The sequence below is a fragment of the Microbispora sp. NPDC004025 genome, assembly GCF_053604425.1.
In genome coordinates this window covers 681,919-706,992 of record NZ_JBSGHN010000004.1, presented here as the reverse complement: position 1 = coordinate 706,992, position 25,074 = coordinate 681,919, and the positions used below count along the sequence as shown (strand labels likewise).

At 70.2% G+C, this 25,074-nt stretch carries 21 protein-coding genes; 13 read left to right on the top strand and 8 right to left on the bottom strand.

Translation table 11 applies throughout. The features are described 5' to 3' along the window. Positions 1-703: 703 nt before the first annotated feature. The 3 genes from ACWEQG_RS15360 to ACWEQG_RS15350 all read right to left on the bottom strand — a co-directional run bounded on the left by ACWEQG_RS15360 (position 704) and on the right by ACWEQG_RS15350 (position 5,021). A complete protein-coding gene (locus ACWEQG_RS15360) occupies positions 704-3,589 on the bottom strand; it encodes a type 2 lanthipeptide synthetase LanM family protein (protein ID WP_452285077.1) in 2,886 nt (961 codons plus the stop codon). A gap of 10 nt (positions 3,590-3,599) precedes the next feature. Beyond that, positions 3,600-3,785 carry a DUF6229 family protein gene (locus tag ACWEQG_RS15355; protein WP_208801400.1) on the bottom strand — a complete coding sequence of 62 codons (186 nt, stop codon included), beginning with the start codon at positions 3,783-3,785 and terminating at the stop codon, positions 3,600-3,602. Positions 3,786-4,577: 792 nt separating this feature from the next. Further along, positions 4,578-5,021 carry a hypothetical protein gene (locus tag ACWEQG_RS15350; RefSeq protein ID WP_452285075.1) on the bottom strand — a complete coding sequence of 148 codons (444 nt, stop codon included), beginning with the start codon at positions 5,019-5,021 and terminating at the stop codon, positions 4,578-4,580. Positions 5,022-5,834: 813 nt separating this feature from the next. Between ACWEQG_RS15350 and ACWEQG_RS15345 the strand changes: the two genes are divergently transcribed. From ACWEQG_RS15345 to ACWEQG_RS15335, 3 genes are all read left to right on the top strand, one after another. Then, positions 5,835-7,226, top strand: a complete 1,392-nt coding sequence (locus ACWEQG_RS15345; protein WP_452285073.1) for an MDR family MFS transporter — start codon at positions 5,835-5,837, stop codon at positions 7,224-7,226. A 113-nt stretch (positions 7,227-7,339) separates the two neighbouring features. Beyond that, positions 7,340-8,008: a HEAT repeat domain-containing protein gene (locus ACWEQG_RS15340; RefSeq protein WP_452285071.1), complete on the top strand. Its 669-nt coding sequence runs from the start codon at positions 7,340-7,342 to the stop codon at positions 8,006-8,008. 6 nt (positions 8,009-8,014) lie between these two features. Further along, positions 8,015-9,025: a HEAT repeat domain-containing protein gene (locus tag ACWEQG_RS15335; protein WP_452285069.1), complete on the top strand. Its 1,011-nt coding sequence runs from the start codon at positions 8,015-8,017 to the stop codon at positions 9,023-9,025. A 256-nt stretch (positions 9,026-9,281) separates the two neighbouring features. Here ACWEQG_RS15335 and ACWEQG_RS15330 read toward each other — a convergent pair whose 3' ends face one another. Then, a complete protein-coding gene (locus ACWEQG_RS15330; protein WP_452285067.1) occupies positions 9,282-10,181 on the bottom strand; it encodes a LysR family transcriptional regulator in 900 nt (299 codons plus the stop codon). A 264-nt stretch (positions 10,182-10,445) separates the two neighbouring features. Here ACWEQG_RS15330 and ACWEQG_RS15325 point away from each other — a divergent pair, with 264 nt between their 5' ends. From ACWEQG_RS15325 to ACWEQG_RS15315, 3 genes are read left to right on the top strand one after another with little or no spacing between them, the layout of a single operon-like run. Next, complete coding sequence (locus tag ACWEQG_RS15325; protein ID WP_452285064.1) at positions 10,446-11,126, top strand: SDR family oxidoreductase; 681 nt, start codon at positions 10,446-10,448, stop codon at positions 11,124-11,126. 22 nt (positions 11,127-11,148) lie between these two features. Then, complete coding sequence (locus tag ACWEQG_RS15320) at positions 11,149-11,979, top strand: NAD(P)H-binding protein (protein ID WP_452285062.1); 831 nt, start codon at positions 11,149-11,151, stop codon at positions 11,977-11,979. A gap of 40 nt (positions 11,980-12,019) precedes the next feature. Beyond that, positions 12,020-13,363: an MBL fold metallo-hydrolase gene (locus ACWEQG_RS15315; protein WP_452285060.1), complete on the top strand. Its 1,344-nt coding sequence runs from the start codon at positions 12,020-12,022 to the stop codon at positions 13,361-13,363. 82 nt (positions 13,364-13,445) lie between these two features. Here the strand turns inward: ACWEQG_RS15315 and ACWEQG_RS15310 are convergent, their stop codons facing one another. Continuing rightward, a complete protein-coding gene (locus ACWEQG_RS15310) occupies positions 13,446-16,172 on the bottom strand; it encodes an AAA family ATPase (RefSeq protein WP_452285058.1) in 2,727 nt (908 codons plus the stop codon). A gap of 145 nt (positions 16,173-16,317) precedes the next feature. On the opposite strand from ACWEQG_RS15310, the gene ACWEQG_RS15305 reads away from it, so the two are divergent. Then, positions 16,318-17,079 (top strand): DUF2306 domain-containing protein, encoded by a 762-nt coding sequence (locus tag ACWEQG_RS15305; RefSeq protein ID WP_452285056.1) that lies wholly within the window; start codon positions 16,318-16,320, stop codon positions 17,077-17,079. 20 nt (positions 17,080-17,099) lie between these two features. Here ACWEQG_RS15305 and ACWEQG_RS15300 read toward each other — a convergent pair whose 3' ends face one another. Continuing rightward, positions 17,100-17,834 carry a TetR/AcrR family transcriptional regulator C-terminal domain-containing protein gene (locus ACWEQG_RS15300; RefSeq protein ID WP_452285054.1) on the bottom strand — a complete coding sequence of 245 codons (735 nt, stop codon included), beginning with the start codon at positions 17,832-17,834 and terminating at the stop codon, positions 17,100-17,102. Between the two features lie 61 nt (positions 17,835-17,895). Here ACWEQG_RS15300 and ACWEQG_RS15295 point away from each other — a divergent pair, with 61 nt between their 5' ends. From ACWEQG_RS15295 to ACWEQG_RS15285, 3 genes are all read left to right on the top strand, one after another. Next, positions 17,896-18,804, top strand: coding sequence for a LuxR C-terminal-related transcriptional regulator (locus ACWEQG_RS15295; RefSeq protein ID WP_452285052.1), 909 nt, complete (start codon positions 17,896-17,898; stop codon positions 18,802-18,804). Positions 18,805-18,884: 80 nt separating this feature from the next. After that, on the top strand, positions 18,885-19,289 hold the full coding sequence (locus tag ACWEQG_RS15290; protein ID WP_452285050.1) for a nuclear transport factor 2 family protein: 405 nt from the start codon (positions 18,885-18,887) through the stop codon (positions 19,287-19,289). 123 nt (positions 19,290-19,412) lie between these two features. Beyond that, complete coding sequence (locus ACWEQG_RS15285; protein ID WP_452285048.1) at positions 19,413-20,291, top strand: alpha/beta hydrolase; 879 nt, start codon at positions 19,413-19,415, stop codon at positions 20,289-20,291. 156 nt (positions 20,292-20,447) lie between these two features. On the opposite strand, the gene ACWEQG_RS15280 is transcribed toward ACWEQG_RS15285, so the two are convergent. Together ACWEQG_RS15280 and ACWEQG_RS15275 are read right to left on the bottom strand one after the other, a co-directional pair. Beyond that, positions 20,448-21,620: an endo-1,4-beta-xylanase gene (locus tag ACWEQG_RS15280; protein ID WP_452285046.1), complete on the bottom strand. Its 1,173-nt coding sequence runs from the start codon at positions 21,618-21,620 to the stop codon at positions 20,448-20,450. A 49-nt stretch (positions 21,621-21,669) separates the two neighbouring features. Next, on the bottom strand, positions 21,670-22,377 hold the full coding sequence (locus ACWEQG_RS15275; protein ID WP_452285044.1) for a polysaccharide deacetylase family protein: 708 nt from the start codon (positions 22,375-22,377) through the stop codon (positions 21,670-21,672). A gap of 354 nt (positions 22,378-22,731) precedes the next feature. Here ACWEQG_RS15275 and ACWEQG_RS15270 point away from each other — a divergent pair, with 354 nt between their 5' ends. The 3 genes from ACWEQG_RS15270 to ACWEQG_RS15260 are packed head-to-tail and all read left to right on the top strand — an operon-like array spanning position 22,732 to position 25,053. Continuing rightward, positions 22,732-23,349 carry a DedA family protein gene (locus ACWEQG_RS15270; protein ID WP_452285042.1) on the top strand — a complete coding sequence of 206 codons (618 nt, stop codon included), beginning with the start codon at positions 22,732-22,734 and terminating at the stop codon, positions 23,347-23,349. Next, entirely contained in the window at positions 23,333-24,418 is a 1,086-nt protein-coding gene (locus tag ACWEQG_RS15265; RefSeq protein WP_452285040.1) for a sensor histidine kinase, read from the top strand. The genes ACWEQG_RS15270 and ACWEQG_RS15265 overlap by 17 nt, the downstream gene beginning before the upstream one ends. Next, positions 24,409-25,053 (top strand): response regulator, encoded by a 645-nt coding sequence (locus ACWEQG_RS15260; RefSeq protein WP_452285038.1) that lies wholly within the window; start codon positions 24,409-24,411, stop codon positions 25,051-25,053. Before ACWEQG_RS15265 ends, ACWEQG_RS15260 begins: the two co-directional genes overlap by 10 nt. The last annotated feature ends 21 nt before the right edge of the window (positions 25,054-25,074 follow it).

The window sequence follows — 25,074 nt, the reverse complement described above, 5'->3', positions numbered from 1 at the left end:
GGGCCGTTACAGCCGGAACAACCGTAGTGCTCTTGAAAACCGCTAGGCCGGGTGACCGGTCTCGTGGGTTCGAATCCCACGCTCTCCGCTCAACCTCGTGAAACGGCGTCTGACCAGCGATTTCGCTCGGTTCAGACGCCGTTGCTCGTTTCAGCGGTGTGCAGTCGTGAGCCATCCTGAGCAGCCCTCAGCCGCTGTCCGCGGAATATGCGCGGGATGATCTTGGGCGCTAGCGATTGCGTCGGTTCCTGGGCTCGAGAAGCAGAATTTTCGTGTTCTGAATCAGTTGCCGGTGTCCGGCTGTCGTCCGTTGACTCCGGTTGATCGTGCCGAATGCGTGGCGAAGGTTCAGCCCAGAGTTTCGCTGATCCGGCGCATGGAGACCTCGTCCTGGCCCACGAGGCACTTGGCGTAGGTGCGCAAGAGCACTTCCACGCTGTTGCCTGCCCACTCGGCCACCTGCTTCGGTGAGACGCCCGCGTTGAGCCAGGTGGACAGGCACGCATGACGGAGTCGTAGACGCCGCTTCGCCAGCGGTGAGCCGTACTCCTCCGGACTGGGGGCGGCGCGGCGGGCCTCGTCCCAGCTCCGCTGAAGCTCTGTCGGCGTTCCGCCCACATGTGCTTGGCCCTCACCAGTTCTCCGGTCACCGAGCAGGGCCGTGGCAAGAAAACCGGGGCGAGCAGGAGAGGAGACGGGGCGCTCAGTTACCCGGGTCAGGGAGCAGGACGGAGGGGAGGGAGGTGTCGGGGTGCAGGCGTAGTAGTTGGTAGAGCATGCCGCCCACTCCCGGCATCAGACCTGGGCTGAAGGCGTCACGTGAAAGGCCACTCACCGGGCCGTGCTCGTCCATGCTGCCGATCATGTACGCGGCGAGGTACTCCGGAGTCAGCTCTTCGGGCCCGACACTCTCATCGATCGCGTGGCGCACGACTTCCCAGGTGCCGAGGTCTCCGTGGCAGAGCGTGTGGTTCCAGCCGATGCCCCTCGACCAGGACGACGCGGCGGCCCGGCGTAGCACGTGCGCCCAGCGCGGGTCACCTTCGCGGGCCAGCCGGTCGGCCGCGACGAGGCCGATGCCGGCGGCTCCGTGGCACCATGCGCTGGAGGTCACGCGACGGTCGTCCATCTCACGCAGGTCACGCCAGCCCTTCTCCGCCGGGTCGTACAGTGACTCCTCGTACAGAAAGGCCCTGTCTGCCAGGGCGCGGAAGTCCGCAGCGCCGGCCGTGGCACTGTCAGCGAGCCGGGCCAGCGCCCAGGCGATCCCGGTGGCGCCGTGTGAGACCCCGCCCAACCCTTCTGGGAAGGCGGTGCTGGGCCAGCGTGCTCCCCGCTCGTCGATGTGGGCCAGTGAGAGCAGGCGCGCCCCGATGCGGTCGGCCTGCCTGGACCACTGCTGGTCACCGGTCTGTTCCGACAGGCGGAGCAACGGCACGATGGCGCCTGCCATGCCGGTGAGCAGGTCGTATACCCCGTCGGCGGCCACCGCCTCGGGCAGGTGCCCCGCCAGGGCGCCGGCCCGGGCGACCGCCTCCTCCGAGCCGACGATGCCCAGCCTGCGCAGCAGCAGCCAGCTCCAGATCTGCGAGCCGATGCCGACGTAGCCGCCCGGGGTGACGGGGCGGCGCCGTGGGCCGGTGCGGCGTGCCTCCGCGTCGCGCTCCTCGGCCAGCCTGATCGTACGGAGGAGATCGGCGAGCAGCCCGTCCAGCCCCGGCACCTCGTCGGCCCTGCCCTGCACGGTCTCACTCACGTAGGCGGCCAGAGTGATGGCGACCCCGTACGCCCCGCCGTACACGTCGGGAGACAGCGACTGTACGAACCAGCCGTCGGAGGTGAGCACCGGCGCGGTCCAGGTGACGGTGCCGTCGTCGCCCCGGACCGCCGTGTCGAGCATGCTGCGGGCGATCCCGGCCGCGATCCGGCGCCGGCGCCGCTCGAGGTCCTGGTGCCGGACGAGAGGCACGGTCATACGCTTGTTGGCGGGCATCCACCCTTCATTGAGGTAGGCGCTGACCAGAGCGGACCGGATCACCTCGCGGTCCAGGGCCGCGTCGCGGCCGCGCCAGCGCCGCAGCGCGTCCGCGATGAGGTCCTGCTCGTCTCCGTACGAGGTTCCGCCAGGGCCGTCCAGACGGCCGCGAGCAGGGGTCGTGGCGAAGAAGGGGACGTCGCCGACCAGCAACTCGGCCACCTCGGCGTCGATCACGTCGGGGTCCGACGGCGCGCCGGGCAGGTTCTCGGCGTGCTGGGCCAGCAACGCCGCCGCCCTGCCCATCGCGGTCGGCTCGTCGTGCAGTGAGGCCGGGTGCCACAACATGCGGGCCAGCTCGGCGTACGCCTCGGTGGCGCGGACCACGACCCGGATCGGACGGTCGGCGAAGTCCGTGAGCAGCCCGGCGAGCTCACCCCGCCGATCCAGCGTGTCGAGGTGCTCGGCCAGCTCGGTGAATCCGGACAGCACCAGGTCCCAGTAATGGACGAGGATCGGATCGGGGCTCGGGTGGTTGCTCACCGCTCCCAGCTCGACCCGTTCCATTCCCAATCTCGCCATGTCCGTGCCCGCGTCGACGATGACCGGCACCTGCGTGTACGGCTGCTGGCCGGGCAGGCCTCCGGCGGCGGACATGTCGACGCCGCGCCAGGCGAGCGAGACGCCGCGTCCGGGAAGGAGTCCGGTGCGCAGCACCGATCCGCTGAGCAGGTCGGTCGCCTGGTCGACAGCGTCGCCGTATCCGGACGGTTTGGCCGGGACGTGCGGGGTGAACAGCGTCTCGCAGTCGACGACGACGGGCGCGGGACCGGCCGCGATGAGGTTTTCGCTGTGCAGGTCGCTGCCGCCGGTCAGCCGCATCAGCGCCAGCCAGTGCCCGACACCGCGGTAGAAGGACCGCAGCTCCGTCTCGTCGGCGCAGTAGCGGTGCTGGATGTGCTCCGCCCAGCCGTACCCCTGGCGAATCAGCACGTCGGGTACCCGGATGCGGCTGCCGGCGGGCAGCTGGGGTGCCAGGCGGTCGATCAGCCGCGCCAGCGCCTCGTCCACGGCGAGGGACCGGGGCTTGTAGACCACCTTGCCCTGCGAGCCGTGCAGGACGGCGACGCTGTGCCCTCCGCGATGGCTGTCCCCCGCCCCGAAGTCGACTCCGACCAGCTCGCCTCGGAGACCACCGGGCAGTGTGGTGAGCGCCGCGCGATCGGCGGCGAACCTGCGGGCCAGTTCCACGGCCGCGGCGCACCTGTTGTCGATGATCGTGCCGAGCCTGGACAGCATCGTGGGGTAGTGCCGGGTCAGGGACAGCCAGAACTCGGGCGTCGCGGCCGTCGCCTTCCACTCCTGCCACCGCAGCTGCGGCGTCTCGGCGGTCAGCCTTCCGCTGATCCTGGCGGCGTTGAGTTCCAGCAGCAGGACCCTGTTTACCTTGAGGCGGACGGTTTCCTCCAGCGCTTCGGCGGTTCTCTGGCACATCAGCCGGGCCTCCGCCTCCGTGAGGCCGGGGATCGATCCCAGCGTGGCGGACAGCCCGGCCAGCGCCGGTGCGGTCAAAAAGTCCAGCGACGGATCGAAGTCCCCGGCCACTCGGATCATCCCTCCTTGATCAGCAGCAGAAGCGGCTGCAGGTGCACGAGCTCGCCAGCCGGGTGTCCAGGGCCGTCAGCGTGATCTCCGACTCGGCGTACTCGCCGATGAACAGCGGACCGGCCGGGCTGTCCCAGCCCTCGACGTCGGCTCCGCTGCGCCACGCGGCGACGATCTCCTCAGAGCGTTCCAGGGTGACAGGCATACTTACTCCCTCCATGACCGGGCGTCCCGATCAGCGTTAGTCAGCCGGTCGAAAAAATCAATACATAGCGGACGAAATGTAGACTTGTCGGCATTCAGTAGAAATGGCGAAAGCTGCGGTTGACTGTGACGGAGCTTGCCTAGACGCCGACGGGATGTCCGGAACGCGCGAGCGAGACCGGCCACCCTCCATACGACCCGCCTACGTCCACCAAGGGGACGACAGTGCACGTCAGGGGGTTCGTCCCGCAACGGGCCATGACCACCCCCTCGGTGACGGCGCTAAGTGCGGGACGACCCAGCGAACCGCTTCGCTACGAAAGGGGAAGCCGCGAAAGGGTTTTCGCTGTTCGAGGGCGCGGCAGACGGTGGCGAACAGCCCAGGCCGCGGGCGTCCGGCGACATTTCCCACCAACGTGCCGGAGATTATCCACATATTGCGGGCGGCAATTATCGCGATTTGTGAATACAGCCCTCCGGCGGCGCGCCGCCCCGGCCCGAGCGCCCCTCCCTCCAGGCGCAGCACATGATCCACCACTTGGGCGCTATGCGGCCGTTCGCTCATGTTCTCGGATCGCCCTCTCCCGCCCGCTCGGGGCTCCCATCGGCTTCGCGTCGGCGGGAGGCGGCACGGCGAGTCCGGGCCCGTCGTGCGGTGCGGCACCCGGCGAACGCTCACGGACATCCACCAGGCGGTCACTGGCCGGGGACGTGAGGATCGTCGACGAGCCGTCAGCGGCGAGCCGACCCCGTCCTCTTCCGGAGGCGGGGCCGTTTCGGCGTCTCCAGGGAGCTATTCGACGATTTCGTTGAGCGCGTCCTCGTACGCCTTGGCGTCGGAGGGGGTCATGTCTTTGTCCACGCGCACCACGACGTTCCCCTTGACGTACGTGTACTCAGCAAGCATCGGAGTCTTCCCGAGCGCCTGGATGTACTCGGCGCGGGCCTCGGCGCCGTCGGCGTCCTCGAACACCTCGACACTGCCCGCCTTTTCGGCCTTGACCCTGCTATCGGTGAACTCGGCCTTGCTGAGGTAGCCGTTGGGGCGGCCGAGCAGCTTGTTCGGGTCGGTGTTCTCGTCGTAGACGATGCCGAGCTTGGCGGGCACGCCGTTGGCGCCGAGGTCGCCGATGACGGCGGCGGCGTCCTTGTCGGTCGTGGCCCCGCCGCAGGCGGTGAGGAGGCCGATCAGTGCGACCGTGGCGGCGGCATGGGGGTGTCGTCGGAACAAGATCATGAGGTCATGCATACAGTCTGGATCGGTCCAGCGCGGTGGCGTTGATGAGATTGGTAGCTGCCTCGCCACCGGCATGCGGGTCCCCAGGTCGTCTGCGGAACATGGACGGCGCTGGGGCGGGGAGGGGATCCGGCCGCTTTCGTCGATGCCACCGCCGAACACCCAGACGCCGGCGTCCTTCGCCTCCTGCACCACAGCGTGCGACGCATCCGAAACCGCCTGTAGATCCCGTCGGGGATGACCATGGCGCGGCTCGGGAACGAGATCAGGGACTTCGTCATCGCGTCGGCTCCTTCTTCGCGGTTCACTTCCTCGCCGACGCCGCTCGGACGCGCGCTACGCATGAGCCTGACCGCTCTCGAGTATCTGGTCGAAGCGATGCTCGTCTCGGAAGGAGTCCGTGGAATGGCCGCCGCTGCCAGCAGGGTACGCGCGATGGTCATGGTCGCATTGCCGCAGGTAGTGCGTGTGTGGTGGAAACGGCGGGAGAGCGCGTTGCACCGGTGGGAGGAGGCGCGGATACCCGGGGGATGGAGACTCCGGGGTCCTGGATGCAGCCGGACTTCTGCGTCCGGTACCGGGGAAAACCGGGTGACACTACGCGTCCGTTGCCGGAATCCTTGGGTGCGGGCGATGAGTTTTGTCGGTGGCGGCTGTCAGGCTTGCCATGACCACGAATTCCTGTGGGCCCGGGCTGGGACGCCAGCCATGACCAGGTCATTCCCTGACAACCCTGATCGAGGTGCCGTGTCCATCGCACAGCTTGATTCGCCTGCCGATTCCGCGGCCCCCGTCTCGGGTCGTACGCCGCCCGTGATCCGCTTGCTGGTGCTCGCCACGTTCGTGGTCATCCTCAACGAGACGATCATGATCAATGCGATCCCGCGGCTGATGGACGCGCTGCACATCACCGAGCAGACCGCGCAGTGGCTCTCGACCGCCTTCATGCTGACCATGGCCGCTGTCATCCCGATCACCGGGTGGTTCCTGCAGCGGGTGTCCACCCGTAGCGCGTACGCCACCGCGATGGGGTTGTTCCTGTTCGGCACGGCGTTGGCCGCCGTCGCGCCGTCGTTCGAGGTGCTGCTGGGCGCACGCGTCATCCAGGCGTCCGGGACGGCCGTGATGATGCCCCTGCTGATGACGACCTTGATGCAGGTGGTGCCGGAGTCGGAGCGCGGCCGTGTGATGGGCAACGTCTCCCTGGCCATCTCGGTCGCGCCCGCGATGGGCCCGACGGTCTCGGGTGTGATCCTCCAGTTCGGGTCCTGGCGGCTGTTGTTCGCCGTGGTGCTGCCCATCGCCGCGTTGATCACATGGGGCGGGCTGAAGCAGCTCAAGAACGTCGGAGAGACCCAGGCCGGTGCGATCGACTGGCTGAGCGTGGTGACCGCCGCCGCCGGCTTCGGCGGCCTGGTCTACGGGCTCAGCCGGTTCGAAAGTGGTGACGTCCGCGTGGCCGTCGCGATCGTGGGTGCGGGCCTGGTCGCCATCGCCGTCTTCGTCGTCCGCCAGCTGGCGCTGCAGAAGCGCGGCGCGCCGCTGATGGACCTGCGCACCCTGCGCAACCGCACTTACACGATCGCGCTGGTCCTCATGTCGGTGGCCTTCATGGCGATGCTCGGTTCGATGATCCTGCTGCCGCTGTACCTGCAGAACATCCGCGAGCTCAGTCCCCTGGAGACCGGCCTCCTCGTGATGCCGGGCGGCCTCGCGATGGGGCTGCTCGGGCCCACCGTCGGCCGCCTGTTCGACCGGTTCGGCGGCCGGGTTCTGGTCGTTCCCGGCGCGATCGGAATCGCGCTCGCGCTCGCCGGCCTCACGCAGGTCACCATGACCATGCCGTACTGGCAGCTCCTGGGGCTGCACGCGCTGTTGATGATCGGCCTGGCGGCGACCTTCACCCCGGTGTTCACCCTCGGGCTCGGTGCGGTGCCCCCGAAGCTCTACTCCCACGGCAGCTCGATCTTGAGCACTCTGCAGCAGGTCGCCGCGGCCTTCGGCACGGCGCTCGTGATCACCGTGATGAGCGCGCGAGCCGACGCCCTGAAAGCCGCGGGAGCCTCGGAGGTGCTGGCCAACCTCGACGGCATGCGGCTGGCCTTCGTCATCGGCGCGGTGCTGTCTGTGGCCGTGGTAGTCAGCGCCATGCTCCTGCCGGCGCGAGCGAACGGCGTCGTCGAGCTGGGGCCATCCGGCCACTGAAACGGGCGGCACGGCAGCACGCTGCGATCTTCGCCGGCGCCGCCTCACCGCCTGGCTCCGCTTGACCTTGACACAGTGACAAGCTCTTCACTGTGGCCAAGGAGGTGGTCCCGATGGCCATGCCGAAAGAGGACACGAACATGACGCGGGCGCTCCAGGGGCTGGAGAACGGCAGCGCCTCGGTGCGGTTGCAGGCGGTGCTGGCGGTCGGGACGGCCCCGGACCCGCGGTTCGTCGACAAGCTCGTCGAACGGTGCGCCGTGGAGCCGGATTTCTACGTGCGCGACATGCTCACCTGGGCGCTCACCCGCCACCCGTCGTCGCTGACGCTTCCCAAGCTCGTCGACGAACTCCGTTCGGAGCGTGCGCAGGCACGGAGCCAGGCGTTGCACACGCTGTCCAAGATCGGGGATCGGCGGGCGTGGCCGGCGATCACGCGGGCACTGCTGACCGACGCCGACGACGAGGTGGCGCGGACCGCCTGGCGGGCGGCGGTCGTGCTCGTGCCCGAGGGTGAGGAGCCCGGGCTGGCCGCGGTGCTGGCGACGCAGCTCGGGCGCGGCGAGCGTGAGACGCAGTTGAGCCTCAGCCGGGCGCTGATCGCGCTCGGCACGGTGATCACGCCGATTCTGCGCGAGGCGATGGCGGATCCCGAGCCTCGCGTACGTCAGCACGCGATCGCCACGGAACGGCTGTCGCGCGACCCGGACGCCGGATTCGAGTTCGCGATCGAGGAGGCGAAGCGCATCGTGGCCCTCGGTACGACCGGCCAGGAGGGGTGACAGGCGATGTTGATCGGGGACGTGGCACGACGGTCCGGGGTCAGCGCCCGCATGCTCAGGCATTACGAATCGCTCGGCCTCGTGCGGCCGACGGGTCGTAGCGGCGCCGGCTATCGGGAGTACTCCAGCGAGGACATCCGGCGGATCTTCCACATCGAGATCCTGCGGTCACTGGGGCTGTCGCTGCGTGAGGTCGGGCGCGCGCTCGACGATCCCGGCTTCACGCCCGCGAAGCTCGTCGAGGACCTCATCCGCGAGACGCGAGAACGCATCGCGCGTGAGACGGAGCTGCTCACGCGGCTGCGTCGGATCGGTGCCGCCGAACCCGCCGACTGGGAGGACGTCCTCCGGATCGTCGCGCTTCTTCAGGCCCTGGGGTCGGAGAACGCGGGAAAGCGCCAGCGCGCGGCCCTGTCCCCGGCCGCGGAGGTGCCGGTGGACGCTCTGGTCGAGGCGGCGCTGAGCGAGACGGACCCGAACGTCGCCGGAGCCCTTCGATGGGCTCTGGCACGATCGGGCGACGACGCGTTGGCACTGCTGGCGGAGGGCCTCGGCTCACCGGTGGCCGAGGTGCGCGAGCGCGCCGTCCAGTCCATCGCCGAGATTCCGGACGCCGCGGCGACCGCACTGCTGCGGGAGGCCCTCACGAACTCCGACCTCGCGGTCCGCAGGCGTGCGGCTCTGGCGCTCGGGGCGCGAGGAGTGGCCGACGCGGTCCCCACGCTCATCGACATGGTCGTCGAGGGGGCGAACGACACCGACGCGGCCGACGCGCTGAGCGTGCTGGCGAGGGCCGAGGCGTCGGCGGATCGGATCGCTACGCGGCTCGTCGACCGCCTCACCCATGGCGCCGTGCGATCGTCCGCGCGGCTACGGCTGACGCAGGCGCTGGCGGACATCCCGGGGCCCACGGCATCGCGGGCGCTCGCGGAGTTGGCACAGGACGACGACCGTGCCGTCGCGCTCACCGCGACGTACATCCTCAAGCTCCGCGACGGCGCGCGCGATGACGGATGACGACGCGCGATGACGGATGACGACGCGCGATGACGGAGCCTTGCCGTACGGCCGAGCACGGCGGACGGGGCCGCCGTGCGGCGTGCGGCCCGTGCGTGTCGGGTAACGGGTCAGTGCGGCCCGGGCGCTTCCACCTCAAGCTTCGGCCCAGGTCAGGGCCCAGTGCGGACGCGATAACCGCAGCGCTGTTGAAATCGCGCCGCAGATGCGGCGTCACCCGCCGGCGTTGCCACGAGGCCGCCGGAAGCATACGGGATCACGTCCGGGGGCGTTGCGGCTCGGGCGGCAGGGCCTCGACCAGGTCGCGGACGGCGCTGCGATGATCGCCGGGCCGCCATGCGAGGGCGAGCACGCTCGGGGACAGACCCGTGACCGGAATGGTCATGATCCCCGGCCGCCGGTAGATCTCTGCGTTGCCGGCGGCGAGCAGGACGACGGTGTCGCCGCTCTCAAGCGCCGCGAAGGTCTCCTCAGCGTTCGTCACGGTCGTGCACACCGCCGGTGGCCGCCCACCACGCTCGTCGATCGCGAGCCAGTGGTCGCGGAGCGGGCCGGCGCTCTCCGGAAGCGCCAGAAACTTCTCGTCCAAGAGCTCGGCGAAGTCGACCTCGTCCCGTCCGGCCAGCCAGTGGTCGTGCCGGAACGCAACCCAGCGCGGCTCTCGGGCCACGATCCGGATGTTGAGATCGTCCTGTCCGGGGAACGGCAGCCAGACGAATGCCACGTCGACCTCGCCCTCCGCCAGGCCCGCAGTGGGGTCGGTCCAGTTGACCTGGCGTAGCCGGAGGCCGCAGCCCGGTCGGCGTTCGGCGAACCGTTCCCGGATCTTCTCCAAAAGGCCGCGTCCGACACTGGTCGATATGCCCACGGTCAGCCGTGAGGCTTCGGCGGCGGCGGCGTCGCCGACGACCCGCTGGGCCTCGTCCCACTGCCGCAGCAGCTCGCGGGCGGCCGGTAGAAGCGCCTCGCCTGGCGCGGTGAGCCGCACCGTGCGCCGGTCGCGGTCGAACAACTTCACCCGCATGAGCTCTTCGAGCTGGCGTATCTGCCTGCTGAGCGTCGGCTGAGCGATGAACAAGCGCTCGGCCGCGCGAGTGAAGCTGAGCTCCTCCGCCACGGTCACGAAATACCTCAGGTCACGCAGATGAGCATCCATAGCCTTTGGCTATTACAGCAGCTATTGGACATGCGGGGAAGATCAACGCAACGATTGCGGCATGAGCACCACAGAGGATGGCCTCGCGGTGATCGAGATCTGCACCCGTATGACGGCACGCGGACCAGTGCGAGCGGGACCGCCTGGGCGAGGTGTTCGCGGACTCGGTGATCCTGGGCGACACCAGCTTGAACGGCGACGGGCCTGCCGTGCCGACGCCGGCTCGGATAGTCACGGCATGATGTCCCTGACGGCGGGAAACGGATGATCGCACTCGTGACCGGCGCCAACCGGGGGATCGGTCGGGAGGTCTGCCACCAGCTGGCGGCACTCGGCCACACCGTCCTCCTCACCGCCCGATCGGCGGAGGCGGCTGAGACCACGGCCAAGGAGCTCGGAGGTGACGTCGTCCCGCTACGCCTCGACGTAACCTCCGAGGACGACATCGTGGGGGCGGCGGCCACTGTCGCCGAGCGGTACGGGCGGCTGGACGTCCTGGTCAACAATGCTGCCGTCACCTACGACACCTGGCAGCGCGGCGCGTCCGCCGACCTGGATGTCGTCCGCGAGGCCGCCGAGACGAACCTGTACGGTCCCTGGCGGCTGATCCAGGAGCTGCTACCGCTCCTGCGCGAGAGTGCGCACCCCCGGATCGTCAACGTGTCCAGCGAGGCGGCCTCGCTGACCAACATGGGCGGCGGCACCCCGGCGTACGGCACCACCAAGGTGGCCCTCAACGCCTTGACCCGCATGCTGGCGGCGGAGCTTCGCGGTGACGGCGTCCTCGTGAACGCGATTTGCCCGGGCTGGGTCGCGACGGACATGGGCGGCCCGGGCGGCCGTCCCGTCTCCGAGGGCGCGGCCGGCGTCGTCTGGGCGGCCACACTGCCTGACGACGGCCCGACCGGCGGGTTCTTCCGCGACGGCCGTCCCCTCCCCTGGTGAACGCACTTCGAAGGGCGATGAAATGATTCTGGTTACCGGTGCGACAGGCAACGTCGGCTCCGAAGTGGTCCGGGCTCTGGCAGCAGCAGGTGAACCCGTCCGGGCGCTGGTGCGGAAGCCGGACGCCACGCCGCTGCCGGACGGCGTCGAGGCGGTGACGGGCGACCTCAACCGGCCGGAGAGCATGACCGGAGCGCTGGCCGGGGTCCGCGCGGTGTTCCTGCTCCCCGGGTACGAGGACATGCCGGGGCTGATGGCCGAGGCCCGGCGTGCGGGAGTGGAACAGGTCGTGCTGCTGTCCGGCGGCTCGGCCGGGAGCCGCGACATGACCAACGCGGTGACCCGTTTCATGGCCGCGTCCGAGTCCGCAGTGCGGGAGTCCGGGCTGCCGTGGACGTTCCTGCGGCCGAGTGCGTTCATGTCCAACGCTCTGCGCTGGCTGCCGCAGTTCCGGTCCGGCGACCGGGTGCGGGTCCCGTTCCCGGACGTCCGCACGGCGAGCGTCGACCCGCACGATATCGGGGCCGTTGCCACCTGCGCGCTGCTGTCGGACGAGTATCGGGGCGAGATCCTCCGGCCGACCGGTCCGGTCGCGATGCGGCCCGCCGACCAGGTTGCCGTGCTGGCCGAGGTCCTCGGCCGCGATCTGGAGTTCGTGGGCCTGACGAACGAGGAGGCGCGCGCCGACCTGCTCGCCACCATGCCCGTCGAGTACGTGGACGCGTTCTTCGACTTCTACGTGAACGGCTCGCTCGACGAGTCGATCGTCCGTTCGACCGTCCGCGAGGTCACCGGCCGCGAGCCCCGCACCTTCCAGCAGTGGGCACAGGCCCACGCGGACGACTTCCGCTGAACCCCCTCGCAACCCACCAAGGCTTCAGATGAACCAGAGATTGCGACACCTTCTCGTCGCAAGCTCCGCCGCCGCATGCGCGATCGTGTCGGTGGCGGGCTGTTCGAACGACGACACGACCACGGCGCCCCCTGCCGACACGACCACGGCGCCCCCCGCGCAAAGGGCCGAGCCGGGGCGCTTCGCCTCGTCCAACCCGGGTTCGGTCAACACCTACTGGATCCAGGCGCCGGAGGGCTTGGTCCTCATCGACACCCTGCGCACGCCGACCGATGCGCGGAAGGCGGTGGCGGAAATCAAGAGGACCGGCAAGCCGGTCGCCGCCATCCTGCTCACCCACTCCCATCCCGACCATGTGGGTGGGGCGGGCGCCTTCCACGAGGCGTTCCCCGAGGCCCCTATCTACGCGTCCAAGGCGACCGACAAGACGATGCGGGAGGACGATCGAGGCTTCTACCCGCTGGCCCGTTCGGCGAACGCGGACTTTCCCGCCACGCTCACCTACGCAGACCGGACCTTCGAGGACGGCGCACCATTGCAGGCGGGCGGCCTCCGCTTCGAGACCGCCACGTTCGCCCACGGCGAGTCCGACATCGCGAGCGTCTACTACCGTCCCGACACCGGCGACCTCTTCTCCGGTGACCTGGCGACCGGTAAGGTGACGCCCGCGCTGATCGAGGGGACCAGTTGTGGCTGGCTCCACATCCTCGATCAGCTCGGTAGGCGCTTCTCCGGGGCCGGGATGATGTACCCGGGACACGGTGCCGCAGGCCCGGCCCGCGCATTGATCGACGAGCAGCGCCGGTATCTCCAGGTATTCCGCGGTCTGGTCCGGCCGGCTGTCGCCCCGGACTCACCCGGGGGCAAGACGATCAGCCCCGGCGAGCAGAGGTCGATCATCGCCGAGCTGGATCGCGCCTACCCCGGCTATCCACCGGTCGCAGACCTCCCGACCATCGTGCAGGAGAACATCAAGGCCGTCGCGCGGGAACTGTCCGCCGAGGATCCCGCCAAGACGCCTGCCGCCTGCGCGGACACCCTCCAAGTAGGGACGGACGGACTGCTCGCGCCGGTGAGCACCTACGTCACCGCGTTGAACGGCCGGAACCTCGACGCGCTGGCGGGAGCATTCGCCGCCGACGCGGAGCTCGTCGACGTCGGGCGGCGTTTCAAGGGGCGTGCCGCGATCCGCGACTGGGCCCGGGCCGAGGTCATCGGCGGCAGCCTGACCGTCATCAGGGTCGCCGAGAACCGGCCCGGTCACCAGCGCCTCCTGGTGCGCTTCGCCCCCGGCGGCCAGGGAGGCTTCGACGCCTACTACGCCTTCACCGTCGACGGCTCGGCCATCACCAAAGCCGAACTGACCTATGCGAATCGGAGCTGACTGCAAGCCGGGCGAAGAGCCACTGAACCATAGCCCGGCGGCTGGATGAGGTCCGGGTCGAGCGCGTCCACGGACCCGATCGTCAGTCGAGGTCGAGGTCGCGGAGTTCGGCGCGTGTGGAGATCCCGAGCTTGGGGAACGCCCGGTACAGGTGCGAGCCCACCGTCCGCGGGCTGAGGTGCATCCGGTCACCGATCTCGCGGTTGCTCAGCCCTCTCGCGGCGAGCCTTGCCACTTCCAGTTCCTGTGGGCTGAGCAGGGCGGCGACCGCCCGGCCCGGGCGGGGCCGTGCGCCACCGGCCGCACGGAATCGGGCGAGGGCACGCCGTGCCCATGGCTTCGCCCCCAGCGCCTCGAAAGTGTCGCTCGCAGCCCTGAGCATCGCCCGGGCCTCGGTCCTGCGGTGGTTGCGGTGCAGCCACTCGCCATACAGGAGTTCGATCCGGGCTCGGTCGAAAAGGCGCTGATCGAGACCACTGCTCGCCAGCGCGCTCCGGTAGTGCCACTCGGCGCGGGCGTCGTCCGAGAGCATCGCGTGGGAGAGATGATTCCTGCTCTCGGCCACCGGCCCGCGGATACCGGCGGTGCGAGGTTCCATGGCCTCGACGATCAGCCGGGCCGGCTCCGGGTCCCCGGCGTGTACGGCGGCCTCGACCAGGTCTGGGAGCATCGCGAGGGCGACGAAGTCGTTGGATTGAGGTGAACCCCGCTCGAACAGGCGCATCAGCTCTGGGAACGCATCCGCCGACGCGCCCTCCCCCAATGCCAGCAGCCCCAGCGCGCCGGTCGCCGTCGCGGCGGCGAGGCGCTCGCGCAGCGGGAACGCGATCTCCAGTGCCCGTCGGGCGTATCTGCGGCAGTCCGCGGCCTCGCCGCGCACGGCGGCGAACCGCGCCGACTGGGCGAGAAAGTTGGCCGTCCAGCCCCGCTGGCCGGTCTCGTAGCTGAAGCGGAGACCTTCCTCCGCATGCGCGGTCCCCTCCGCCCAGCGCCCGAGCCGGAACTCGATGTCGGCCTGGTAGAACAGCACCTCGGTCAGCAGCGCGGCAGAGCCCTCGGCGCGGACCCGGCGGCCAGTGGCTTCGACGAGCCGCAGGGCCTGGCGGTCGTCGGGGCCCATCCAGCCGATCACGGTCGCCCACATCCACTGCCGCTCATCGCCTCCGCCTGGGCCTCGAGGCATGGTGCCCGGCAGTTCCCACAGCTCGGCCCCGGTGACGACGCCCTCGAAGCCGCCGAGGAGACCTTCGGCGGCACGGAGCGTCGCCGGTGAGCAGTCCAGGCCGGTGATGCGCCGGGTCGCCACCACCGACGCCTCCATGTCGCCGGCGTGTAATGCGGATCCGGCCGCGAGCAGAAGGGTCCAGGCGGCCTCCTCGGGATCAGTGGACGCCATGAGCTCGGCGCACCGCATCAGGTGTGAGTAGGCGATCGCGGGGTCGCCGCCGTACAACTCGATGATCCCGTTGAGCTGGGCCAGTGTCACGGCGGGCACGGGTTCGGCCATGACTTGGTCGACGAGCGTCCTGGCCAGGCCGGGCCGGCCCGCGTCCAGCGCCACGAAGGCGGCGGTCACCGTCCTGCTGCGGCGGTCGGCGGGCGATTCGCTGAGCCGCGCGGCATGCTGCAGGACCGAGATCGCCGCCGCCGCGCCGCCGCGCCGCCGGGCGGCGTCCGCGCTGTGCTCCAGCGTGGCGGCGATTTTCTCGTCTGGTGCGGTCGTGGCCACGGCGCGGTGCCAGATCGCCTGGTCGTCCCGTCCGGTCGCGCTCAGGTAGGCGGCGATGGCCAGATGCGCGGCGCGGCGGTGGCCGAAAGGCGCGTCCGCGTAGACGGCGGACCGGATCAGCGGGTGCCGGAAAGCGACCTTTATCCCATTGAGCTGGACCAATCCCGATCGCTCGGCCGGGCCAAGGGCGTCGGCCGGCAGGCCCAGCCGGGCGGCGGCCCCGAGAACGGTGCCGGCGTCCCCGGTTTCCTCGGCGGCCGCCACCAGCAGCGCCATACGGCTGTCCGCCGACAGGGCTTCGACCTGGCGCAGGAACGCCGCGCGCACTCTGGTGCTCACGGGCAGGGTTCCGGTCAAGACGAGGTCGGGCATGGCGCGATCGGGTTCGTCGAGCCGGGCCAGTTCGATCAGGGCGAGCGGGTTGCCGCCGGTGGCCGCGAAGAGGGCGTCGCGTTGGCGGACAGGCAGCGTCCAACCGTGCTCCTCCAGCAGCAGCGCGGCATCTTCCGGAGGCAGTCCGCGCAGCACGAGTTCGGCCAGCCCGGCCGTGTTGACCGGCAGCGGTTCCGGGTCGCGTACGGCGAGCAGCATCGCGAGAGGCTCGTCGGCCAGCCGGCGAGCGGCGAACAGCAGGGCGGCCGCGGAGGCGTGGTCCAGCCACTGCACGTCGTCGACGAGGACCAGCAGGGGGCGGGCCGCCGCCACCTCCGCGAGCAGCGTGAGCACCGCCGCCGAGACCAGGAAATCCGAGACCGGGAAGTCCTGGGCCGCGGAGTCGGTGAGGCCGAGCGCGCCGCGCAACGCCTCGGCCTGGACGCCGGGCAGCGCGTCAAGGTGATGGAGCACCGGCCGCAACAGTCCGAGCAGCCCGCTGAACGCGTGTTCGACCTCGGACTCGACGCCGGCACACGCGAGCACGTTCATGGGCTCGGATGTCGCCGCGCTCTCAGCGGCGTGGCGCAGCAGTGCACTCTTGCCGATACCCGCTTCGCCGCGCAGGACCAGCGCCCCGCTGCGTCCGTCTCGCGCGTCGGAAAGAAGCCGGGCGATGGCCTCTCGTTCCCGGTGCCGGCCGTGCATCACGGGCGGGTTCCGCTTCTCCGCCGGAGGTGTCCCGGGTGACTGCAGTCGGTTCGACTCTGGCTCCGGATTCGTGTCCCCCGCGAGGCTGGCCGCGACGGGCGGGCGGTGCGAGCCTGCCGCGACTTCGATAAGGAGGCCTGTTGTGGCCAGGACGTTGACGGGATCGGGTCCGGTGCCCGACGAGGACCGGACGGGGACGCCTCCTTCGCATCCGGCCCCGCGTTCACGGCACCGACGCCAGCTGGGCTGGATCATTCCGCTGTTCATTGTGATGCTCGCGTTCGCGGTGTACTCGGTGCCGCCGTACCTCACCTTCGACCCGGCGCAATCACGGGTTGAGCTATCCGATTCACCGCCATTTTTCTACCCCCTGCTCGTGGCGCACATCGTCTTCGGCACGGTGGCCCTGTTGACGGGGTGCTTCCAGGTGTGGCCCTGGTTCCGCCGCTCTCACCTCAGGGCGCACCGCTGGATGGGGCGGGCGTACTTCTTTCTCGGTGTGTTCCCCGCCGGCATCGCCGTTCTCGGGGTCGCCCCGTTCGGCCACACCGGTTTCGGAGGGAACACCGGGAACACCATGCTGGGCGTGGTGTGGCTGCTCACCGGTTTCGCCGGGTGGCGGATGGCCCGGCAGCGCCGGTTTCCCGAGCACCGTAGGTGGATGATCCGCAGCTTCGCGCTGACCACGTCCATCGTGGCCAGCCGGCTGTGGGCCGGGGTGCTGTTCGCCGTCCAGCTTCCGCGGCTCGACAGCGCCTACGGTGGCGACCAGCAAGCGATGATCGAGGCGATCGGCTCCGCAGGCGTATGGCTCAGCTGGGTCGTCAACCTGCTGATCGCGGAATGGTGGCTGGAACGCACGGACCACACCGGCAAGCCCAAGTCCCGCAAGCGTCCGCGCTGACGCGGCACCCTTGACCTCGATCATGCTTCAGGCCTCCGCCGAGCGACGAGCGCCTCGATGCCGTCGAGGAGCAGGGTGAGGCCGAAGGTGAAGTCGGCGTCCTCGACCCACTCCGGTGCGACGCCGAACGCGCCGGACTCGAGCGCCGCCGCCAGCCCCGGGTAGCCGTCGGCGTCGACCAGTCGGGTGAGCATCACGGTGTAGCCGGCCAGGCCCTCGCTTCCCGCCTCGCCGACCGTTCCGCTCATGGCGGTGACGAGGGTGGCGGCACTGACGGCGTAGGCGGACAGGGTGGTGGTGATGTTGACGGCCTCCGCCGCCGTCAGCCCGGTGCCGGTCAGCACCGTCAGCGACCGATCCAGCCAACGCAAGGTGCGCGGGCCGACGGGCGGGGTGAGCGGCGTGACCTGTAGCAGCCATGGACGGCTCGCCAGGAAGTCGCGGTGGGCGCGGGTCCAGGCGGACAGGTATCCGCGCCAGGAGAGATCGCCCTGCTCGGGCGGATCCGGCGCCGCCGCGTCCACCATCGCGGTGAGCAGGTCGTCCTTGCTGGTGACGTAGCCGTAGAGCGCCATCGTGGAGACGCCGAGACCGGCGGCCACGCTGCTCATCCGCACGCCGGCCAGACCTTCCGCGTCCGCGATCGCGATCGCGGCATCGGTGATCCGCTGGAGTGTCAGGCCGCGCCGAGGGCCGCGGCGAGACACGGGCTCCCGGCCCCACATCCGGGCGACGACCGTCGGGAGATCGCGCATCACACCCCCTGCGACCAAACGCCGTACGCAATACAGTGTATATAGTACAGAAAGGGAAGCGATGACGAGCCTGACAAGCCTTGGGCTGGCCGCCGAGCAGGAACGTCTCTACCGCCACCTGCTGCGCGACCCGCGTGCGCCCCTCGATCCCGCCCTGCTGCCGACCCTCGCGGAATTACGAGCCCTCGGCCTGGTGGACGAGACGCTGAACGCCGCCGCCCCTACCGTCGCGGTCGACCTGCTGGTACGGCGCCGCCTGGAGCACACCCGGCGCCAGCTCACCGAACTGAGCCTGGCCTGGGACGTGCTCACCGAACTGGCCGAGGAACATCGCAGCGGCCGGCCCGTGCAGATGATCGAACACCTGCCTGACGGGCCGGCTGTCACCCGCCGCATCCGCGCTCTCCTGGCCGACCACCCGGAAGAGCTCGCCAGCCTGAGGATCCGCGCGCGCGACAGCACCCCCGAATACGACAACACACCGTTCATACGGTTGCTGGCCCGTGGACTGCGCAGCCGTACCATCTTCTCCGTCCACGCCCTGCAGGACCCCGGCCAAGAGCCTCACGCCCGCAACCAGCACGTCCTGGGGGACCTGCACCGGATCACCACCGAACCTATCCGCCACCTGGCCGTCGTCAACCGGCAGGCCGCCTTCGTCCAGGCCGACCCCGCCGACGCGAAAGCCGGCGCGCTGCAGATCTGTCAGCCCGGCGTGGCGGCCATGCTCGCCGACGTCTTCGACGGTATGTGGGAGCGCGCCCGCGACCTGGACGACCTGCCCCTGTCTCCCATCGAGCAGCAGGTATTGCATGCCCTGACCCACCACGACACCGACGAGGCCGCAGCCCGTTCGCTCCACATCTCGGTTCGCAAGTTCCGTGCGCACGTCGCCGACCTGATGGCCCGGCTGGGTGCCGCCACCCGCTTCCAGGCCGCGCTCCTCGCCAAGCAGCGCGGCTGGCTGTGAACCCGGGTGCAGGTTCCTGCATCCGGGCATGCAACCTCTCCCTCTCCCGCGTCCGCGACCTGTGCGGACATGCTGAACGAATGGATCGACTCGACGTCATCGACGCCTGCACCCGCATGGCCTGGCACGCCGACCAGCGGGAGTGGAGCAGGCTGACCGAAGTGTTCGCCGACAAGGTGACCCTTGACTACACCAGCCTCAACGGCGGCGAGCCCGCGACCCTCGCTCCGGCACAGATCGTCCACGGCTGGCAGAGCGCGCTCGGCGACTACAAGGCCACCCAGCACCTGCTCGGCAACCACCTGGTCACCCTCGACGGTGACACCGCGGTGTGCACCGCCTCCTTTCAGGCCACCCACCGCAAACCCGACGACAGCGTGTGGACGCTGGGCGGCACCTACCGCTTCACCCTGATGCGCACCGGCGACGGCTGGCGCATCACCAGCGTCGTGATGACCACGGCTTGGAGCGACGGCATCCGGTGAGAACACGCACCATCGCGGAGGTGGTGGCAGCCGCGCCGGTGGCCGGCGGCGTGGGCGGCTTCCGCGCCGACCACCACTTCGACACATGCGACGGATTGATCACCACAGCACTTCGGAGTACGCATGGACAAGATCACCTTTGACAGTGACGGCATGACCCTGGTCGGCAACCTGTTCCTGCCCGACGGGGTGGAACGAGCACCTGGGGTGGTGGTGGCGGGCACCTGGACGAGCGTCAAGGAGCTGATGGCCGACCGCTACGCGCAGCGGCTGGCCGAGCGCGGGTATGCGGCGCTGTCGTTCGACTTCACCGGCTTCGGCGAGTCGGGCGGCGAGCCGCGGGACGTGGAGAACCCCGCACGTAAGGTCCGCGACATCCACCACGCGCTCGGTTTCCTGGCCGCACATCCGGCGGTGGACGGCGACCGGCTGGGGGCGCTGGGCATCTGCGCGGCGGCAATGTACATGGCCGGCAACGCTGCCCACGACCCCCGCGTGAAGTCCCTGGCGCTCGTGGCGCCGTGGCTACACGACGCCGCCATCTGCGAAAGCGCCTACGGGGGCGCGGAGGCGGTGGCCGATAAGATCAAGGTCGGTCGGGAGGCCCGGTCGCGCTACGACGAGACCGGCGAGGTCGAGTACGTGCCGGTCGTCAGCGGCTCCGACCCTCGCGCCGCCATGCCGTACGACATCGACTTCTACCTCAACCCCGCCCGCGGCGGCATCCCCGCCTGGCCCAACCGCTTCGCCATCATGGCCTGGCCGGACTGGCTCACCTACGACTCGATCGCGCTGGCCCCGCAGATCACCCGGCCCACCCTGCTCGTGCACAGCGAGGACGCCGCGATCCCCGACGGCGCACACCGTTTCCACGCCGGGCTGGCCGGCCCCAAGGACATCCTCTGGACCCAGGGCGCCCAGTTCGACTTCTACGACGCCGAACCCCAGGTCACCGTCGCCGTCGACACGGTGGCCGCGCACTTCGGCAGGACGCTGCGATGATCCCGGCGTAGCACACCGCCTCGACCTGCCGGTGCCGCAGGCGTCGAGCCGTCTCGGCCGCTGCCGGACACGGCGCACGGGGCCGCCCTGCGGCGTGCGGCCCCGTGCGTGTCACGTACGGGGCCGGCCTGCGACCCCGTGCCTGTCGAGTAAGGGTCAGGGACGGCCCGGGCCCCCGTCGGCACGACGCGGAGCGCCCGCGGCGAGGGCGAGGTCCTGCTGGATCACGTAGTACTGCGACTTGGGCTTCAGGTCCGCGTCATACAGCAGGGCGGCACCCTCCTGCGGGTCGTCGAACCAGCCGGGGATCCAGGAGTAGGTGTCGCCGAAGCCCCACGGGGTGAACGAGATGCACTCGCGGATCGCCAGGCAGGCCTTCAGCGCGCGGGACCAGTAGCTCTCCTGGGCGTACACGGCCAGCGGGTTGGTCGGGGTGTTCACGTTCGGCGCGGCCTCGGTGAACGTGCGGACGTCCACCTCGGTCTCGGCCACCTTCAGTCCGAGGTCCGCGAAGCGCTGCAGGTTGTTCTGCAGGTCCGGGAAGCCGTACTGCGTGTCCAGGTGGCCCTGGAAGCCGACGCCGTCGATGGGCACGCGCTGGGCCTTGAGGGTCTTGACGAAGTCGTAGACCGCGTTGCTCTTCGGCCCGGTGAACTCGAGGTTGTAGTCGTTGTAGAACAGCAGGGCCTTGGGATCGGCCTGGCGCGCCCAGCGGAAGGCGTCGGCGATGTAGCCCAGGCCGCCCCACGCCTTGTACCAGATGGTCTCGCGGGGCGTCCCGTCGTCGTTGAAGGCCTCGTTGACGACGTCCCACTGCCAGATGTCGCCCTTGAAGTGCTTCGCCTGGTCCTGGACGTGCTTCTTGAGCAGGGCCTTCAGCTCGTCGTTCGACAGCGTGGTGGTGTAGCCGTCGGAGGAGAGCCAGGTGGGCAGCTGGCTGTGCCACACCAGCGTGTGGCCGCGGACCAGTTGCTTGTTCTTCTTCGCGAAGTCGACCAGCCGGTCGGCCGCCGCCCAGTCGTACGTGCCGCGGTTGGGCTCGACGAGCTGCCACTTCATCACGTTCTCGGCGGTGACGCTGGAGAACTGCTCGGCCGTGATCCGGGTGTACTCGGCGTTGCTGCCGAGTTCGTCCATGTTCACGGCGGTGCCGATGCGCAGGCCGACGCGGTCTCCGAGGGCGCGCAGCGAGTCCGCCGGATAACGGGTGTGCTGGGACTGGGCAGCAGGGGCGGCGCCGGGTTCGGCCGAGGCCGATCCGGTGAGAGCCGCCCCGCCGAGCAGGACCGTGGCGCTCACGAGGCCGATGGACAGTGCGGAACGAAGCACACGAACTCCTCGGGATGGAAATGGGGGGTTGATGGGTACTGCGGTCAGGTCAGCCCCGCCGGGCGGGCAGCGACAGATGCCATCCCTCCGACCGGAGCGCGGGAATGACGGCGGCGACCGCCTCGACGGTCTGCCTCCGGTCCCCGCCGCCGTCGTGCATGAGGACCACCGCGCCCGGCGTGATGCCCTCGCGCAGGCGGCGGATCAGTTCTGTGGTGCCCGGCGGATCCCAGTCCCCGATGGCGAGACGCCAGCCCAGCGCCTGCATGCCGAGATCGGCCGCGACGGTCGGCGTCTGCCCCCAACTGCCGTACGGGGCCCGGAAGTACGGGATGCGCGCTCCCGGCACCGCCGCGCGGATGGCGGCGCTCGTCTCCAGCAGGTCGGCGCGGATCTTCGTCGCCGGCCAGGACGCCATGTCGTCGTGGTGCATGCCGTGGTTGCAGAGCGTGTGCCCGTCGGCGACGATCCGCCGGACGACCTCCGGGTGCTGCCGCACGTGATCACCCCAGAGGCAGAAGACCGCCTTCACGTGGTGCTCACGCAGCACGTCGAGCAGGCGCAGCGTGTCGGGAGGGTTCGGGCCGTCGTCGAAGGTGAGGCCGACCGACATCCCGCCGCTGCGGGTGGAGTCGACGACCGTGGGAGTCGGGTTGTCGGCCAGGGCCGGATGCGTCATGCCGAGCACCAGACCTATCGCGGCCAGCGGGATCGCGAGAAGACGTGCCCGGCGTGGGCGCCGGCTCCGGTTGACCACGGTGACTCCATCTTCGAACGACAGGGACGCCCGAAAGTTTCGGTGGTGTTACGAAAGTAATGCAGACCATAGGAAGATGCTCGATGTACGTCAAGAGCCACAACCACCAGTCAATTCACAGAAGTCGCGGCCTACAAGGCGCGGCACGGAAGCGTCAAGACCCCTCCTGCCTCGACGTACCCGGCAGATCTGCCGAAAAGTTTTCGGCTCCCGGGGCCCGGGCTGCGATGAACGTTTCGTACGGCTGGAGTCCGCACCACCCCGCACGGGAAGCCGGCACTGTGGTTTTCCGCACCCGTGAACGGCCACGCGCCTCATGGTGATCGTAGGCTGGCCGTTTCTAGGCTTCCGGGCATGACGGAATGGCTGATCGACCTCATGGAGACCCTGGGCGCGCCGGGCGCCGCGATCGCGATCGCGCTGGAGAACCTCTTCCCGCCCCTCCCCAGCGAGGTGATCCTGCCGCTGGCCGGTTTCACCGCCTCGCGGGGAGAGATGAACCTGTTCGCCGTCCTGCTGTGGACCACGGCCGGGTCGGTGGCCGGGGCGCTGGCGCTGTACTGGGTGGGCGCGCTGCTCGGCCGCGAGCGCACGCTGGCGCTGGCCGCGCGGATCCCGCTGCTCAAGGTCTCCGACGTCACCAAGACCGAGGCCTGGTTTCTCCGGCACGGGCGTAAGACGGTGTTCTTTGGCCGGATGATCCCGATCTTCCGCAGCCTCATCTCCGTGCCCGCCGGAGTGGAGCGCATGCCGCTGGGCGTCTTCACGCTCCTGACCACGGCCGGGAGCCTGCTCTGGAACACGGTCTTCGTGCTGGCCGGCTGGACACTGGGCGAGAACTGGTCGCTGGTGGAGGCCTACGTCGGCATGGGTACCAACGTGGTCGTCGCCACGGTGGCGCTCGCCGTGCTGGTCTTCGTGGGCGTACGGCTGAGCGAGCGGCGCAAGGGGCGGCATGCGCTGGACGGTTAGGGGGCTCCGGCTCGTCGGGGCGGTGGCCGCCGGTGCGGTCACCGCCCTGCTGGGGCTGGTCTTCGTCCTGGTGGCGGCCCCGTTCGCCGGCCGGCCCGCCGTACGCGCCGCGGCCGCACGGCTGACCCGGCTGGAACTGCGGCGGCTGCGCCTGGACCTGCCGGGACGCGACGCCGACGGCGAGCTTCGCTACCTGGCCGCGCGGGTGCCCGTCGGCCTCCTGGGCGGCCTGGTGGTGCTGCTGCTGGTGGTCGGCGTCACCTTCGCGGTCAGGCTGAGCTGGTCGTGGAGCCGGGGGGAGGCGCTGGACGGCATGCTGCCCACTCCGCCGCTGCTGGCCTACGCCTTCCTCTCCGGCGTCGTCCTGCTCTTCCTGGACCTGTCCGGCCTGGTGGGGGTGGACGTGCTGGAGCGGCGGCTGGCCGTACGGCTGCTCGCTCCCGACCCGACCGAGGCGCTCCGGCGGCGGATCACCGAACTGACCGAGAGCCGCGCCGGGGTCGTCGCGGCGGTGGACGCCGAACGCCGGCGCATCGAGCGGGACCTCCACGACGGGGTGCAGCAGCGGCTGGTGGCGCTGTCCATGCTCGCGGGACGCGCCCGCCGGGGCCGCCCCGAGCTGCTGGAACAGCTCCACGAGCAGGCCCGGCAGGCGTTGGTGGAGCTGCGCGAGGTGGCCTGGCGGGTCTACCCGTCGGGACTCGACGCGCACGGGCTGGCGGAGGCGCTGGCCGGGGTGGCCGAGCGGGCCGCGGTCACGGTCACGGTGACCTGCGAGCTGCCGGAGCGGCCACCGGCGCCGGTGGAGACGGCCGCCTACTTCGTGGCCAGCGAGGCGGTGACGAACGCCGCCAAGCACTCCCGGGCCACCCTGGTCGCCATCGAGGTACGCCAGGAGGGCACCATGGTCGTCGTGCGAGTGCGGGACGACGGCGTCGGCGGAGCCGACGCCACCGGCGGCGGGCTGACCGGGCTGGCTCGGCGGGTGGCGGCGCTGGACGGCCGGTTCACCGTGACCAGCCCGCCAGGCGGGCCCACCCTGGTCGAAGCGGAGCTGCCGTGCGCGTGATGCTGGCCGAAGACTCCGCCCTGCTGCGCGAGGGCCTGGTGCGGCTGCTGCAGGAGGAAGGCCACGACGTCCTGGCCGCGGTGGGCGACGCCGGCGCGCTCCTGGAGGCGGTGGCCGGCGAGCGGCCCGAAGCCGTGGTGGTCGACGTACGGATGCCGCCCACCCACACCGACGAGGGCCTGCGCGCCGCCCTGGAGATCCGGCGGCGCTGGCCGGAGGTCAAGGTGCTGGTGCTGTCGCAGTACGTCGAGAAGAAGTACGCCACCGAGCTGATGGGCGGCAGCATCGACGGCGTCGGCTACCTGCTCAAGGACCGCGTGGCCGAGGTCGGCGACTTCCTGGACGCGCTGGACCGGGTGGGCGCGGGCGGGACGGCCTTCGACCCGGAGGTGGTGCGCCAGTTGCTCGCGCGGACCAGCCACACCGACCCGCTGGCGCGGCTCACCGCCCGCGAGCGCGAGGTGCTGGAGCTCATGGCCCAGGGCCTGACCAACGCCTCGATCGCCCAATCCCTGCACGTGTCGCAGAGCGCGGTGGAAAAGCACGTCAACGCCCTTTTCGACAAGCTCGCGCTGTCGCACATCACCGGCTACAGCCGCCGGGTCCTGGCGGTGCTGCGCTACCTCGGCTCCTGACCCGCTGTGGTTTTCCGCAGG

Coding starts and splice junctions, on each gene's coding strand:
- ACWEQG_RS15360 (WP_452285077.1), bottom strand. CDS start 3,589: ATGATCCGAGTGGCCGGGGACTTCGATCCGTCGCTGGACTTTTTGACC.
- ACWEQG_RS15355 (WP_208801400.1), bottom strand. CDS start 3,785: ATGCCTGTCACCCTGGAACGCTCTGAGGAGATCGTCGCCGCGTGGCGC.
- ACWEQG_RS15350 (WP_452285075.1), bottom strand. CDS start 5,021: ATGATCTTGTTCCGACGACACCCCCATGCCGCCGCCACGGTCGCACTG.
- ACWEQG_RS15340 (WP_452285071.1), top strand. CDS start 7,340: ATGGCCATGCCGAAAGAGGACACGAACATGACGCGGGCGCTCCAGGGG.
- ACWEQG_RS15335 (WP_452285069.1), top strand. CDS start 8,015: ATGTTGATCGGGGACGTGGCACGACGGTCCGGGGTCAGCGCCCGCATG.
- ACWEQG_RS15330 (WP_452285067.1), bottom strand. CDS start 10,181: ATGGATGCTCATCTGCGTGACCTGAGGTATTTCGTGACCGTGGCGGAG.
- ACWEQG_RS15325 (WP_452285064.1), top strand. CDS start 10,446: ATGATCGCACTCGTGACCGGCGCCAACCGGGGGATCGGTCGGGAGGTC.
- ACWEQG_RS15320 (WP_452285062.1), top strand. CDS start 11,149: ATGATTCTGGTTACCGGTGCGACAGGCAACGTCGGCTCCGAAGTGGTC.
- ACWEQG_RS15310 (WP_452285058.1), bottom strand. CDS start 16,172: ATGCACGGCCGGCACCGGGAACGAGAGGCCATCGCCCGGCTTCTTTCC.
- ACWEQG_RS15300 (WP_452285054.1), bottom strand. CDS start 17,834: ATGCGCGATCTCCCGACGGTCGTCGCCCGGATGTGGGGCCGGGAGCCC.
- ACWEQG_RS15295 (WP_452285052.1), top strand. CDS start 17,896: ATGACGAGCCTGACAAGCCTTGGGCTGGCCGCCGAGCAGGAACGTCTC.
- ACWEQG_RS15290 (WP_452285050.1), top strand. CDS start 18,885: ATGGATCGACTCGACGTCATCGACGCCTGCACCCGCATGGCCTGGCAC.
- ACWEQG_RS15285 (WP_452285048.1), top strand. CDS start 19,413: ATGGACAAGATCACCTTTGACAGTGACGGCATGACCCTGGTCGGCAAC.
- ACWEQG_RS15270 (WP_452285042.1), top strand. CDS start 22,732: ATGACGGAATGGCTGATCGACCTCATGGAGACCCTGGGCGCGCCGGGC.
- ACWEQG_RS15265 (WP_452285040.1), top strand. CDS start 23,333: ATGCGCTGGACGGTTAGGGGGCTCCGGCTCGTCGGGGCGGTGGCCGCC.